General features: G+C 40.1%; 18 protein-coding genes. 9 read left to right on the forward strand and 9 right to left on the reverse strand.

What is annotated here, in order from left to right:
- From V4596_00850 to V4596_00860, 3 genes are all read left to right on the forward strand, one after another.
- A partial coding sequence (locus tag V4596_00850) for a hypothetical protein (protein MES2767665.1) occupies positions 1-1,105 on the forward strand: 1,105 nt, incomplete at its 5' end.
- 9 nt (positions 1,106-1,114) lie between these two features.
- On the forward strand, positions 1,115-1,981 hold the full coding sequence (locus V4596_00855; GenBank protein MES2767666.1) for a carbon-nitrogen hydrolase family protein: 867 nt from the start codon (positions 1,115-1,117) through the stop codon (positions 1,979-1,981).
- A gap of 45 nt (positions 1,982-2,026) precedes the next feature.
- Positions 2,027-2,767 carry a BPL-N domain-containing protein gene (locus V4596_00860; protein MES2767667.1) on the forward strand — a complete coding sequence of 247 codons (741 nt, stop codon included), beginning with the start codon at positions 2,027-2,029 and terminating at the stop codon, positions 2,765-2,767.
- An 8-nt stretch (positions 2,768-2,775) separates the two neighbouring features.
- Here V4596_00860 and V4596_00865 read toward each other — a convergent pair whose 3' ends face one another.
- Positions 2,776-3,822, reverse strand: a complete 1,047-nt coding sequence (locus tag V4596_00865) for a P1 family peptidase (GenBank protein MES2767668.1) — start codon at positions 3,820-3,822, stop codon at positions 2,776-2,778.
- Positions 3,815-4,741, reverse strand: coding sequence for a nitrilase-related carbon-nitrogen hydrolase (locus V4596_00870; GenBank protein ID MES2767669.1), 927 nt, complete (start codon positions 4,739-4,741; stop codon positions 3,815-3,817). Before V4596_00870 ends, V4596_00865 begins: the two co-directional genes overlap by 8 nt.
- Positions 4,742-5,101: 360 nt before the next feature.
- Here V4596_00870 and V4596_00875 point away from each other — a divergent pair, with 360 nt between their 5' ends.
- Both V4596_00875 and V4596_00880 read left to right on the forward strand, forming a co-directional pair.
- A complete protein-coding gene (locus tag V4596_00875) occupies positions 5,102-6,037 on the forward strand; it encodes a DUF2802 domain-containing protein (GenBank protein MES2767670.1) in 936 nt (311 codons plus the stop codon).
- An 8-nt stretch (positions 6,038-6,045) separates the two neighbouring features.
- On the forward strand, positions 6,046-6,294 hold the full coding sequence (locus V4596_00880) for a hypothetical protein (protein ID MES2767671.1): 249 nt from the start codon (positions 6,046-6,048) through the stop codon (positions 6,292-6,294).
- Between the two features lie 64 nt (positions 6,295-6,358).
- On the opposite strand, the gene V4596_00885 is transcribed toward V4596_00880, so the two are convergent.
- The gene (locus V4596_00885; protein MES2767672.1) at positions 6,359-7,246 is read right to left on the reverse strand and encodes a TonB family protein; all 888 of its coding nucleotides are present in this window, start codon (positions 7,244-7,246) and stop codon (positions 6,359-6,361) included.
- A gap of 115 nt (positions 7,247-7,361) precedes the next feature.
- Between V4596_00885 and V4596_00890 the strand changes: the two genes are divergently transcribed.
- Both V4596_00890 and V4596_00895 read left to right on the forward strand, forming a co-directional pair.
- Complete coding sequence (locus V4596_00890; GenBank protein ID MES2767673.1) at positions 7,362-8,060, forward strand: Stp1/IreP family PP2C-type Ser/Thr phosphatase; 699 nt, start codon at positions 7,362-7,364, stop codon at positions 8,058-8,060.
- A 79-nt stretch (positions 8,061-8,139) separates the two neighbouring features.
- Positions 8,140-9,150, forward strand: coding sequence for a M23 family metallopeptidase (locus V4596_00895; GenBank protein MES2767674.1), 1,011 nt, complete (start codon positions 8,140-8,142; stop codon positions 9,148-9,150).
- On the opposite strand, the gene V4596_00900 is transcribed toward V4596_00895, so the two are convergent.
- The 5 genes from V4596_00900 to truA all read right to left on the reverse strand — a co-directional run bounded on the left by V4596_00900 (position 9,135) and on the right by truA (position 12,262).
- On the reverse strand, positions 9,135-9,767 hold the full coding sequence (locus V4596_00900) for an ankyrin repeat domain-containing protein (GenBank protein MES2767675.1): 633 nt from the start codon (positions 9,765-9,767) through the stop codon (positions 9,135-9,137). The two genes, V4596_00895 and V4596_00900, sit on opposite strands and share 16 nt — an antisense overlap.
- A gap of 105 nt (positions 9,768-9,872) precedes the next feature.
- Positions 9,873-10,385, reverse strand: a complete 513-nt coding sequence (locus V4596_00905) for a hypothetical protein (protein ID MES2767676.1) — start codon at positions 10,383-10,385, stop codon at positions 9,873-9,875.
- Positions 10,386-10,477: 92 nt separating this feature from the next.
- Positions 10,478-10,879 carry a 30S ribosomal protein S9 gene (gene rpsI / locus V4596_00910; protein MES2767677.1) on the reverse strand — a complete coding sequence of 134 codons (402 nt, stop codon included), beginning with the start codon at positions 10,877-10,879 and terminating at the stop codon, positions 10,478-10,480.
- Positions 10,880-10,881: 2 nt separating this feature from the next.
- On the reverse strand, positions 10,882-11,337 hold the full coding sequence (gene rplM / locus V4596_00915) for a 50S ribosomal protein L13 (protein ID MES2767678.1): 456 nt from the start codon (positions 11,335-11,337) through the stop codon (positions 10,882-10,884).
- Positions 11,338-11,458: 121 nt separating this feature from the next.
- Positions 11,459-12,262, reverse strand: coding sequence for a tRNA pseudouridine(38-40) synthase TruA (gene truA, locus V4596_00920; GenBank protein MES2767679.1), 804 nt, complete (start codon positions 12,260-12,262; stop codon positions 11,459-11,461).
- 96 nt (positions 12,263-12,358) lie between these two features.
- On the opposite strand from truA, the gene V4596_00925 reads away from it, so the two are divergent.
- A complete protein-coding gene (locus tag V4596_00925; protein MES2767680.1) occupies positions 12,359-12,841 on the forward strand; it encodes a hypothetical protein in 483 nt (160 codons plus the stop codon).
- An 81-nt stretch (positions 12,842-12,922) separates the two neighbouring features.
- The gene (locus V4596_00930) at positions 12,923-13,087 is read left to right on the forward strand and encodes a DUF5522 domain-containing protein (GenBank protein MES2767681.1); all 165 of its coding nucleotides are present in this window, start codon (positions 12,923-12,925) and stop codon (positions 13,085-13,087) included.
- Positions 13,088-13,132: 45 nt separating this feature from the next.
- On the opposite strand, the gene V4596_00935 is transcribed toward V4596_00930, so the two are convergent.
- Positions 13,133-14,085 (reverse strand): MXAN_2562 family outer membrane beta-barrel protein (locus tag V4596_00935; GenBank protein ID MES2767682.1); only part of this gene is annotated, 953 nt, incomplete at its 5' end.

Raw genomic sequence — 14,085 nt, forward strand, 5'->3', positions numbered from 1 at the left:
TGAAAAACTTTCCATGATTAAGGGCTTATCAAATGATCCATTACTAAAAGACATTGGTTTGAGAAGAATCAGTGTAGTGCCGAAAGCACTTGAATTCCTACCGGAAATTTTAATTAGAGATGCGACGGGTAACTTTGAAATTATTCTGCCTCCTCTCGGTTCTTTCGGTGAATGGATGGCAAAAACAAACACTATTGCAGAATCGTTTGGAGTGGGCTCTATGCAAGGAACCATTGGGATGCCAAAAGCACAAGCGTTAAAGTTATTTTCAAAAGAAGAGCTTCTCGGATTACTCAACTTTATCCATATTTACGATTCCGTACAAAAATTAAAGAGTGGTTATGATAAATCTTTGTCAAATCCGACATTAGAATCTGCTAAAAGCTTTGTTCACCCATTTTTAAGTCCTATTAATAAAATTAAATTTGAAAAGATGAAATACTTCATAAATCAAATCTACAATAACAAAGTATTAAGCGAAGAAGCTTTGCACGAAATTGCTAAATCCGATGCTTCTTTTAAATATATAGGCAGTACGGCTTTCCGGCCTGATCTTTCTAAAGATCATTTTGTGTTTGAAGTTCGAGATGCGCACAAAGATACGGAGAAGTTGAATTTGACTCTGACAAGAATGCAAAGTCTCTTGGCCGTAAATTTGAATTTGTTTCATCGCGCAGCGAATTTGCCTGCTTTTGATTCAATGAATACTTACGATTTATTTCCGCCAAATATTAAAAGTATGCTCGAATCAACATTTCCTTCGAAGGCAGACCCAAGAGTTTCTTACACCAAAGAGGAATTGCAAGTTCTTGAGGTTTATAGGAATTTTGCGTGGCCATTGAGAGAGTGGAGTAGTGCTTTGGAGTTCATAGATGCAACGCGCTTAGCTGAAACTGTAAGTAAAGCTCAAAGAAATTATATTTTTAAATTGAATCAATGGTCTATGGTGTATGCGCAAAAAACTCCAAGCGAAAATTCTGTAGCATTGCAAAAAATTCTTGTGGACTTTATCCATGAGTCTAATTTATCAAAAGCTTTTGAAGAAAAAATGAAGTCTCTTTTAGAAGAGCTCACTACAACCCAAACCCAATCCAACGCCGCTTAGGAGGCAATTATGTTTTTATTATTATTTACTTTTTTATTGAATCTTCATGCGGAAGTTCAACCTATCAAGGAAGTATTTGAACCCAAAGGAAACTTTTCATCAGAGGAATATGTGAAGGTAGCCGTGGTGCAGACAAGCCCAGGTGTTTCACCAGTTCCTGCAACAAAAGCACAAGCTGAAAGAACAAAAGCTACAAATAGATCTCAACTTGAAGAATGGGTACGACAAGCTGTTAAAAATGGCGCAGAATACGTTGTTACTCCAGAGTTTGGGGTCATAGGTTATCCGGACATCCCAGAACTTTCTTCAGAAGATGATAACTACCGATCTCGTGAAGATGTTGAGCCTTACGTGGAAACAATTCCTGGGCCAACAACAAAGTATTTTGGTAAAATCGCAAAAGAATTAAATACATACATCCAATTCGGCTTGGCTGAAGTGGATAGCAAAACAAACAAATACTATAATGTTGCGGTAGTGGTTGCTCCTTCAGGAGAAGTTGTCGCAAAGCATAGAAAAATCAATTTGTTTGAAATCGAAAATAATTTTTTAAGCGCAGGAACTGATGGCGTAACTTTTGATTCTATAATTGGTAAAGTGGGTCTTATTATTTGTTCTGATGTTTATGATTCAGATGTTTTATCAGCATATAAAAGAAATGGCGTAGAAGTACTTGCACTTAGCACATCGTGGGCTCAATATAACACGGGTATGAATTATTTTAAAAGAGCAGCTCAAGTTGTTTCTGGATATTTACTAGCGGCAAATCAGACTTACTTCCCAGATTCTGGAGTTATTAAGCCTGATGGAACGACTCAGTCGCACATTCGCCAGACAGAAGGAATTGCTTACGGATATTTACCAAGAAAGAAATAAACGAAGTAGTAAGGGGGACTTATTCTTAATTTAATATTATTCACGTTGATAGGATTTGCTGAATCTCAACCACTGGCCTTAGTCTACAAGGGGCCAGGTTCTTGCGTTGAGATTCCTCAAAATATTGGTTGCTCAGAATCTGCAGCAGAGATGGCAAAACGCGCTGGCTTCAGAGTAGAATACGTTGGTCCGAAAGAGACTTCATTTGAAGTTTTTAAGGACGCAAAAGTATGGATTCAACCTGGAGGAAGGGCACGTCTACAGGTTTTGAATATGGCCCCAGAACTTAAGAAGAATATTGCTCAGTTTGTTTCCGAAGGTGGAGGCTACGTAGGCTTCTGTGCCGGAGCTTTTTTGGCAGCGGATCAGTTTGGGTGGGAAGACCCCGAGAAGCCAGAGAATAATTTTGAGTCTAAAGGCTTAGGAATTGTTCCTGGATATGGACACTACATTAACTTTTTCGGAAAAAAAGTGGCAGAGATCATTCCAGTAATTTGGGGTGATTCAAAGCGTGATGTCTACTGGGAAGAAGGTCCCTATTTCTTAGAGCAAAAAAATTATGCTCCAGGAACAGAGATTGTTGCTTACTATCCTTTTGAATTTAAAGAAACAAAAGCTAGACCGATTATGAGCCTCAACACTTCTTATAAAAAAGGAAGAGTAGCCATTACATCTGTTCACCCGGAAGCTCCTCAGGAATGGCGCGAATACTACAAAATCACTGATAACGACGGCCTAGATTACAATCTCGCAGTAGATATGATTAAGTGGTCGGCAGCAAAATAACTTTTAAGTTATTTGCTGCTTCTCTTTATGTTTGAAGTATCTACGGCTTGAAGAATAGCTTCTTCCATCATTTCCGTAGCTTTTTCTGCCAGAGCTTCTTCAAAAGCGTAAGCTTCTTCTCTATAAGAAGGTCTATCCTTGCCTGTCGTAACGGTGAATAAAATATCTCCGTCAGTTGGCGTATGAAACGGCGCAATGTTTCTCGCCATTGCAGTATGAACCATGATGGAGATTCTCTTCAATTGACTTCGATCCAGCGGGATATCTGTAACCACAAGGCTCAATGTCGTATTTTGTTTTGGCCCATGGGGTACAGAGGCGCCGACGTTTCTGTATTGACCGGTGATGCTTTTTCCTTCAGAAAAAATATCACCCGTTGGGTTGAGTACAACGGCAACCAGTAAATTGATTTTTTTTCCGTCAAATATAAATGATCTACTGATAATTCCTTGGCCACCCCACTTTGGGTCGCATGCTTTGCTACATGAAGTGGTAGTTCCTGCCCCTGCGCGACCGGCCATAAACTCAGAGCTGCTGAGCTGCTCATAAAGAGCTTCGCCCATTTCTCGATTAGGATATACTTCCTGGTTATTGTAGCGTTGAATTCTTCCGCCATAATCATAGACAACAGCGCCGGGTATTGAAGGAATAGCATCAAAAGCTGAGCTGTTTATACGTTCCTTGAAAATTTTTGAACGAACACCGTCGGCAGCTGCTAAGCCCATTGTTGAGCCACCTGCAAAGACAATCCCATCGATAAGATGACTGTAGCTTCCTTCGGTGAGAAGACTAGTTTCTACAGAAGCCACAGATCCTCCGCGAGAATCGAAGTTGGCATAAGCTCCTTTAGGGAAGAAAAAAAGCGTAGCTCCTGTAGAGAGTGTTGAGTCATTTAAACTTGCGACTTGCAAGCCGGGCATATGAAACGGCACGATTTTAGTTTCTGCATATGTTGGGTTGCCAAACAACAACGAACATTTAGCGCCACTAGCTTGAGATAGTGCGGGAAGAGTGCAACATAAAATTAATGCAGATATCTGAAAATATTTATTCATCTATAACCTCTATAGGTTCGATGCGAGAATTTTGGTCCCGTGCAGGGTGCGGTCCTCGCGTTAATCGGGTTTGTCTTAAATGTCCAATATCTAAATCAGTAGTCACAATTTCAAACTTATTTATTTTACCTTGGTTTTTTATGCCCGGATGTCCCGCTTCTGAAGGAGTCATTGTCGCGGCTTGACCGTACTGTAGGTAGCCCACGTTTCCTGTATGTACAACGTAAGCTCTGTGCTCGATGGCTCTGGCCTTCGCGGACCATCTCACTCTTCTAAAGCCATGGCGACTCTCTGTCATGGAAGGAATCAAGATCACTTCAGGTTTAGATCTTGCTAATAAATTAGAAATAATGGGAAATTCGCAGTCATAGCAAATAAGGATTGTCGTTTTACCCCAAGGAGCATTGAATACTTGAAGCCTAGTTCCAGAGGCCCAACCCCAATCGAGTTCATCAGGGGTCAAGAAAAGCTTATCCTGGAAAATTCTTTGACCATCTTGAAAGACGATCATGGCACGATTATAGATTCTATTGTTTTCCAAGATGGGAGTGCTACCTGCGAGAATGGCGATGGATTCTCTCTGTGCGAGATCAGCAATTCTCTCAAACAATATGGGAGTTACGGTTTCTGCAATCTCTCGAAGGCGAACTTCGATCTGTGGATCATTCTGATCTCTTAAAAGATCAAAAATAAACAGTTCCGGGAATACAACAAGCTCTGAGCCTTTTTCTTTGGCTTCCTGAACTAAGCGAGTGATTTTACTCATCATTGAGTCTAGAGAATGATTACCTTCAATGAGATATTGAACAGAACTCAGTCTGAGAGTATTTTCTTTTTTAAAGAGACTGACGCAAGAATTGGCTTGGAGATTTTCCGAAGCAAGACAAAAGCATAAAATAGATAATATAAATAAGTTCAAGAAATACCCCACAGATAAAGAAGGTATACGTATAAACTAAGTTCTTAATTTTAGATATGCAGTGGCTATGTAGGTGTAATAATTTTATTCCCAATTTTCAATATTACAGACCTACGAAGCTTAAAAGTCGTCTAAAGTCGTAATGTATAATTCCATAGTGGGAACTATATTTGTTTAAAGTCATTAACTAGAAATATCTCTTTCAATATTCTTGCGATCATAACTTGCCCTTGGTCTCGCGACACAAGGCTAGCTTGTTCACTGTTCATTGATCCAGCTGTGGCATTAATTATAAAATGAAAGTGAGTACCGCTCTATAGCTTATAGTAGAAAATAGAGCCGACTCTCTAGGGGATATTTATGAGCGGATGGATAGTTGTACAAATAATTTTAAATATTGGTTTTGTAGCGGCAGCATTGGTTTGTTGGGCACGTTTGAATCGTCCACAAAAAGATGATCCAAGATTGAGCCGTGGCCTGCAACTCCTGCAAAGTAAGATTGCAATACTAGAAGATCTTTCAGATAGAACAGACATGCAAGTAAAGCAACTGAGCACTCTTTTAGATCAAAAAGGCCGAGAAGTACAAGAGTACGTTGCCAATGCCCAAAACCAAATCCACAAGGTCGAAGATTCTATCCAAAAGAGCATGGATGTTTCTAAGATCTTCCAAGATAAAATTCCCCACAAAGAAATTATCGAAAGACAAAACACAATCAAGTATGTGCAAGCAGCGCGCTTAGCGAATCAAGGCATGAGTGTGGATGAAATTGCAGAGAAAGTTGATATTCCAAGAAGTGAATTAGAATTTATTGTGAAAGTTAACAAAAATAAATTGATGTTTTCTGAAGAGCATCTTCCAGAGTGGGTCCAAGAGCCTCAAGCGGAGGTACAGCCTTCAATTCGCCCAAGAGATTTCAGTAGCGTATTTGAATCTTCGGCGGTAAATGCAGCGGCACAAGAAGATGATAAGAAAATCCAAGAAGAATTTAAAAAAGCAATTGAAGAAGTAAAAGCAAAAGATCTGGCGCGCGAAAACTCTATGGCCAATGTTGTGGCTGGAAATGTTTCAGAGTCAGTGACAGAAGGACTGCAAACGGCAAAAAGTAAAATATCAGATTTTGCCGAAAGAATCCTTAATCCCTACTTCTTAGACAAATCCACAGACGGCGTGGTTCCCGCGGTGACAAATCAAATCTCTGAACAAATCACCGCTAAAAAAATCATTAAGAGTGAAGACGAGGATGCACGTGCCGTAAAATCTTTCGTATTTAAGAACTTAGATAAAGATCTATAGGTATTAAAATGAAAAAGATCATTCCACATTTAACAGTCGAGCAGAAAGTTTGGGCTCTCGTTGAAGAGGTCAATGGTTTGAATTTGATCGTGAGTTTCCAAGGAGATTTGATTCGCGTTGGAAATCAATCAGGCAGAAGATTCAGACCCGGCCAAAGAATTCAGTTGAAGGTTGTCACCGTGGAACCGTTATCATTTAAACTTTTAGAGTTACGCTCAGAACACCCAATCATTTCCAAATTAGATATCAGCATTTAAAATCATTATTCAAAATTAGTATTGAAAAAATAACGCAAACCTTTGGAAAAGGTGCGGCTCACCTTTAGGCTTCGAGGACGAAATCCCAGCGGATTTTTATGGTGCCATCGCTTTCGACAATTCCGGTTGGGGGATTTGGGAATGGAGCTGCGGCTTTGAAGGCTTCTATGGCAGCGTCATCAAGATCTACAATTCCAGATTCTCCCAGAACTTTCACGCCAACCAAGGTTCCTTTGTCGTTTAGGATGATCAAAAGTTTTGTAGTGCGATCTTCTGCCGAAGCGATTTTTCTTCCGCTAGACATGATCTTTTTCATTTTACCTTTAATTGAAGGTTCCCAGTACTGTTGGATTTGTCCTTTGATGCGTTTGAAGTACGAATAATAAACAAATTCTCTTGTTGAAAGAACTGTCTGCGGCCCTTTATCCACTTCTTTTAAATGATCACTACTGCGAGAAAGATCGCGTCCATCTCCACCCGCATTTTTGTTTGCAAGAGCGGTCCAATCCACTTTAGGTTTAAATTTATCAAGAACACTGCCAGCACCCTTTGTCTGAGGTTGCAGGTCCATAGTCTCTTTTACTTTTTTAGCGGCTTGGCCCTTTGTTAAACCTTTGCCGGCATTATTATTGTATTTTCCACTGTTGGCGGCTTTGGTTTCGTTAACCACTTTTTGATTGAACTGACTCAAATATTTAGCATTAGGATCTACTTCGTCGTTCACTGGCTTTTCGTCCTGCTCGACAATTTGCTTGGGAGCATTTTGTGAGAATTGTGCAGCATCAATGAAAATTACCTCAACCGTTGGATCTGTTTTTAGAGATAAATTGTTTCTCTCGAGGAGTTTCAGAGATAGAATAGTAGATATATGTAAAAACGCCGAGATGAGGATTGAAAGCGTAAGTAAGTTTTTTACCTTTAAAATTTTACCGGTGAAAAATTTCGGTTTCATAATGACTTATCGGCTTAAAATTTAGGATTTAAAATAAATTCGGAAAAGAAAAATTCGAATTAGTTTAGAAGGAAAAAGAAAATTGGTATCTGTAAAAGTCTGGTGTCAAACCGATGTGGGATTAAAAAGGGCAAACAATGAAGATTGTTTTCTTATGGATCCGGACTTAGGTCTCTACATTGTGGCCGATGGTATGGGTGGACATAGCGGTGGAGAAGTGGCTTCTCATATGGCAGTGAAAACCATTCGTGATGTGATTATAGATTCTTATGAAAAAGATGCTGGCATTAAACCGACGGATCTTTTAACTAGAGCTTACGCCGCTGCAGGCATCGCGATCTTCGAAAAAAGCTTATCTGATGGTGAATTGAAGGGAATGGGAACAACTCTTGTTGTGGCTCTTATCCGTGATCAAAAAATTTATGTCGCAAATGTAGGGGACTCTAGAGCCTATCTTTTGAATACTTCCGGCATGTGGCAGATGACAGAGGATCATTCTTTGGTGAATGAACAAATCAAAGCCGGCATGCTCAAAGACGAAAATAAAGCGAAGTTCTCCAAGAATATAATTACGCGAAGCGTTGGTTTTGAAAGAGCAACAAATTGTGACATCCTCGAGAGAAGCCTGAGCCCTGAAGACAGTTACGTCATTTGCAGTGATGGTCTCACGGGTATGGTTGGTGATAGAGAAATCTATGCAATTGCTCAAGAAACTGCGCCTGACAAAGTCGTTTCTGAGCTTATAAAAGAGGCCAAAAATAAGGGTGGTTTAGACAATGTAACGGTGATGTATATGACGGTTGCCAACGCTTAGAAAAACATGATTTAGTGAATGATAAGTTTAGAATTTGATAACAGATTATAGTGCTTCCCATAGGAAGCAGTGAGACAGGATGAGTTCTAAGAAGATAACATTTCTAGTGATGACAGATCGCCAAGGTGTAGTGAAAAGGTTCATCCTTTCGCAATCTTGGATGAAGACCATAGTAACTTGTGGTGTGATCGGTTTCATCATCTTGACCTCAATCCTCGTGGACTATGTGGGTCTTCTCCTTCAAGAAATCGAATCTAAAAAATTAAAAGTAGAAAACAGACAACTCAAGGCCCAATTCCAAGTAGTGGAGAGTAAGTTAGAAGCCTTGGATTCAAGTTTAGAGCGCGTACAAAGCTTCATGACAAAGTTAAGACTCATTACGGACACAAACGACGATCAAAGAGCTTTGAAGCTCACCGTGGGCAACACCAATAGCCAAAGCCAAATTGCAGAGATGAACGAAGCAAACAATTCAGGAGATGGTCGTGATCCTGCGGCGATTAGAAAAGACGAAGACACTCTTACGATCCTTAAAAAACCAATCCTAGATTCCGCAAAGGGTGAGCTCGCTAGATCTGAAGAAAGTAAATTCACCTCGCTTTCAATCCGTATCGATCGCGCAATCAAAAAATCAGAACTCAAAGAACAAGGCGTATTGGACCTTTGGGAAATGCTTTCGATGCAACAGAGCTTAATGCGAGCAACTCCATCAATCAGGCCGTCGCGTGGTTACATCACATCAGAGTTCGGTTACCGACCGTCTCCTGTTACGGGCCAATTGAAACTTCACCAGGGTTTGGATTTTGGTGCGCCTCCGGGAGCTCCTGTTTATGCAACAGCGGACGGTGTGGTGTCTTTCTCTGGATTTGATTCTGAATACGGAAAATTAGTTTCTATCGATCACGGTTACGGTGTGGTAACCAGATACGCACACAATTCGGAGCTCTTCACTGTTGTAGGACAAAAAATTAAGCGCGGTGATGTGATCTCGGCAGTGGGTAACACTGGCAGATCGACAGGTCCTCACTGCCATTACGAAGTTCGCGTGAATGGCGTTCCTGTAGACCCAACCAATTACATTTTAGAATAATTTAAAAGGAATATTTTTAATATTCTTTCTCGCTTTGGCAGATCATGTTCGTTAGCGATATCAAAAGCATTTTTATCGCCGATCATGCTTCTTGCTCCCCATGATACTTCTTCTACGCCCCTGCGGAAAGGATCTGCGCCAGCATCCACTAACATTTGGATAATCTCTTCATTACCTTTTCTAACAGCGGTGTTGAGCGGAGGGTAAGAGCGTCGGGATTTCTCTCCATTGACGTTGGCGCCATTTTTAATAAGTATTCTGATGGATTTTAAACTCTCTAATTCAATAGCGTAATTGAGAGCTGTATAATCTGGGGAAAAGTGTCGACGATGTTCTTGCGTATCCATTAGCTCTGATATCACAGATCCTGTTCTTAGAAGAGGTTCAATTAAGTCTGGTCGATCTTCTCTCACGGCCCAGTGTAATAAATTTTCTTGCCTTCCTTTTAATCTTTGCTCTCTCATAAAAACAAAAACCTTTATGTACCCGTTTATATATTCGTCGCCATTCAATGTGGGTATCTGGTTGTCAAATAATCCTGAGCAAGTATTGCGTGCCTGTAACGTTAAGGAATTTAAAATTAATATTATGCCGATAATGAGCGGATACATTTTCATATAGTTTTCTTTTATTAGATGGGGGAGCTGCTTTGAGCAGTTTTATGCCAATATACTTTGTATGTAGGTTATAAAATAGATGTTAAGATATTTGACAGGTAGGAATTACAAATCGCTATAACTTAAGATAACTTGGTCTAATCTATCATTTAAAAGTAAAACTTCTTTTCTAGAAGTTTTTGTATCGTAAATGCGGATGGCGATTCTTTTAAAGTCAGCCGCAAATTCAGATGTCATATCGTTAGGATCCATAATCGATAGAACTCTAATCTCTTTGCTGATCACAACTTCTTTAAGTGCACGAGCTTCATCGATAGAGTTGAATCCCAGAGATTTGTAATCCGCATCGTTTTTACTCTCCAGAGCTTCAACAAAGCGAGTTTCGTAGAGTTGATCAATCAGTAACGAAAATTCCACAACGAACTCTCGAATAGATTGGCTACGAATTGTTTGCAGCAAAAGTCTTTTCTTAACATCAAAAGACGCTTTCATGTTGTTGATGTGCATGGATGCATTTCCCTTGGAAAAAAGACTCATACATCTAACAGTTCTATCCGCAGCGTGAGCATCGTAACTGGCGATCACAATAAATAATAAAATTAAAAATAGTTTCTTCATAGATCAGGCTCCTAGAGCAAAAAAAAAGGGATGCATAATGCATCCCCTCTTTCGTAATACCAGAATAAATTCTGGATATTATCTCTCCGGTATTATCTCTTACTGTATTGGTATCTCTTACGAGCACCTGATTGACCGTATTTCTTACGTTCAACCATTCTAGGGTCACGAGTAAGGAAGCCCGCTTTTTTAAGCACGCCTCTCAACTCAGGATTAAATCCAACAAGAGCTCTTGCGATACCGTGTCTGATAGCTCCAGCTTGGCCAGAGATACCACCACCGACAACTTTCACTCTCAAATCTACTTTTCCGAGATTATTTGTCTCAGTTAAAGGTTGTTGAACGATCAATCTGTGTGTTCCTGTTACTAAATATTTCTCGAATTCTTGATCATTGATAGTGATTTTACCGCTACCGGCTTTTAAGTAAACTCTAGCTGCGCTAGTTTTTCTTCTTCCAGTTGCATAGATGAATTTTGTTGCTGCTGCAGCCATGGTTAGTTCCCCTTCACTTTCTTAGTCAATAATTGGTAAGCTTCAGGCTTTTGAGCTGCGTGATCGTGCTCAGGTCCTTCAAAGATTTTAAGTTTAGTTAAAAGTTGTCGAGAAAGTTTGTTCGTTGGAAGCATGCCTTTTACAGCCAAAGTTAACATTTTTTCTGGTTTCTCTCTCAACATGTCTTTTGCAAGAGTTGATTTCAAGCTACCAAAATATCCAGAGTGTCTGAAATATTGCTTTGTTTCCATTTTTGTTCCGCTCATAGTTAATTTATCAGCGTTAACAACAACTACGAAATCACCCGTATCAATATGCGGAGTAAATTGTGGTTTGTGTTTTCCTCTTAAAAGAGTAGCGATCTGAGTAGATAGACGACCAAGCGTTTGTCCGCTAGCATCTACAACCCACCATTTTCTTTCAACTTCATCAGTTTTTGCCTGCCAAGTTCTCATTATCTGTAATCTCCAAAAATTTTTGCGTCGGCTTTACCAGAGCTTTCAGCGGTTCATACTCACTTACAGAATCATAAACAACGGGTGTGCTTAGAACTTTGCAGAAGTATTAAAGAGTAATCTTTTAGAATTTCAGGCACTTATTGTCAAGCGTTTGGGGGTACTTTACTGCAACTAAATAGAGACCTTCGGGGTCCGCCGTTTTGAGGGCGACCTTGCGATTTTTAGCTTCTAGAATTTCCTTCATCTTTTCAATAGGTTGGCCGTGTTTTTCCAATGCTAGGGCCGTGCCCACAATATTTCGAACCATTTGCTTTAAAAACCCATTTCCACGGATATAAAATTCAACCCAGCCCGGCTTACGCAAAACCCACTTTGCTTCATAGATTTCGCGGGTCGTAGTCTTGAGCTCGGTCCCGGCATTTTGGAAGCTCTTAAAGTCATGGGTTCCGATCAAACATTTTGTGACTTCGTTCAGATAATCGAGATCCAAAGGTTTTCTGATCCAAACGGATTTATTCCAAAGTTGGCTCGATGGAGTCTTCGCATTTCTAATCAAATATTTATAAGTTTTCTCGAGAGCATCACGTCGTGCATGAAACTCTTTTGGAGCGGTGTAGGTTTCCTTGATCACCAAGAATCTTGGGCAAGAGGCTTGTAGAGCGGTTCTTAAATTGATTCTTGTGGGATCTGTAGAGCAATCAAAATGTGCGACCTGATGGAGAGCGTGAACTCCACGGTCGGTTCTTCCGGAAGCTTGCACGGCAATAGTTTCTTTAAAAATCTTCGAGAGCTTTTCCTCGAGTACGCCTTGTACCGTATATGCGCCCTCAGATTGCTTTTGCCATCCCATAAAGAGCGACCCGTCAAAGGACAAGTCTAGTCTTACTCTATAAGGTTTAGTTTTTTTTGGGGGATCAAGTTCCATTGAGCTAACATATCCTAATACAGTGCTCGCTATGGCAAGTACTAAATAGAAGTTTTGTAATTTAAGGGTAAACATTTTTTCACGGGTGGGGATAACATGAAATTAATTTTTGCTAAGTCCGTTTTGTTCAGTCTGATTTTATTGGTGGGATCTTCTTCATTTGCTAATTTTACCGGAGTTTGGGTGGGTGAAGGAACGGTAACAACTAGAGATGGTCGTGAGATCTCTTGCAATCAATTTGTTTTGAATGTCACTCACGGTGCAGACAAAATGGAGTTTGGACGCTTTAGTTATGGTTGTGATGAATTTGCTTTCAACTTCACGCCGCCAGTGTTGACCTTAGGAGAAAAGAAAATTGTCTCTCAAGACACTTTCTGGAAAGAGGAAAAGGTTGGGAAAATTTCTTCCACTAGAGCAGATTTACTTTTTCCCTTAGCCAACAACGGTAAGGCTCGTTACACAGTCAGAAAAACTTCAGACAACGAAATGAATTATTTAGACGAACAAATTGGCATCAATGCGGAAACGGGAAAAGAAGAAATCACCGCCATCAGAGCAAAACTGAAAAGAGTTGAATAAGCTTCTGAATTCCAGCATAAGTTCATCATGTGGAATCCAAGAGAGTTTTTCAAAAATATATTTAAAAAACCTAAAGAAAAAATTCCATCAGACAATCTGACGGAGTCGAATGAATATTCTTATATTAATGAAAAAGGTTTAACGGTTTTTACGGAGAAGTATCTTTTGGAAAGAGGATATTGTTGTGAGAACGGATGTAAACATTGTCCCTATGGCTACCGAAAGCCGCCAATAAATAAGAGCTAAATCCGGATCCTTGAGTTGTTTCAATGTGGGATCTTGTTGGGGCGCTTAGAATTCTACCATGATTCCGCCGTTGATGATGTCATCGGAGAAATCAAAATCAGAACCCATGGATTCTAATCTGCGATATTCTGCAGTTAACCACAGATGGTTTACGCCGTATTGCCTGTCAATTTCGGCCATCATGTCTCTTCCCAATGTATCGAGTAAGAATGATCCGCCTAAGGCAAAGTGAAAGTGAGGGGCTCCGCCGAATTTGAAATCTGCGCCATCATCTCTGGCTTCGATGAAAGTGACGTAATCAATTCCAACTTCACCGTAAGGAACGATCCACTGTCTATTGAAAATATCTAGGCGATAAACTGCGGCGATGGAATTGGGAAACATATAGAAATTGTATTTTTCCATGGCATCGGTTGTTGGAATTCCGGTGCTCGGTGGTGTAAAGGGTTGAGTGAATTGTCCTTTTCCACTTGCGAGCATAAGGCCTGAGCCCACTTTAAGTCCCAATTTTCCGAAAGATTGGAAGAACTGCCATTCATAATCAATAAGTAATACGGGTTTCTTATCGTCACCATAAATCTGCTCAAAAGAAACAGTTGAAGCTGGATTTGTCAGATTCGGAAACGAAGCCATACCGAATTTAAATGAGGAAGCGCTTTTTTGTGGGCTGGCATCTACGTTGTAAAGGTATTCGCCTTTTTTGGTGATCTTGAATAATCCTTTTTCTGAGAGTTCATCCAATCTTTTTTCTTCTGGAACTCTTTGATAGGGTTTCCATTTTTCGGGGCTTTCCTTAACACCGCTGAAATTTTTCTTTGGAGTGGGTGCGGCGATTTCTGGGGCGTAATCTTCTTCGGCTTGGATGGATTCTTGCGAGCTTTTTTCTAATTCAGAAAATTCATCATTTTCTGTTCCGTTGTAAGGCGGCTCGTTAGGAGCAGATTCTTTTGTGGTGGTGGTTGATCCATCGGTGGAGAAGAAATTTTCTTGCGCTAAAG

The organism is Bdellovibrionota bacterium (assembly GCA_040386775.1).
Taxonomy (GTDB): domain Bacteria; phylum Bdellovibrionota; class Bdellovibrionia; order Bdellovibrionales; family JAEYZS01; genus JAEYZS01.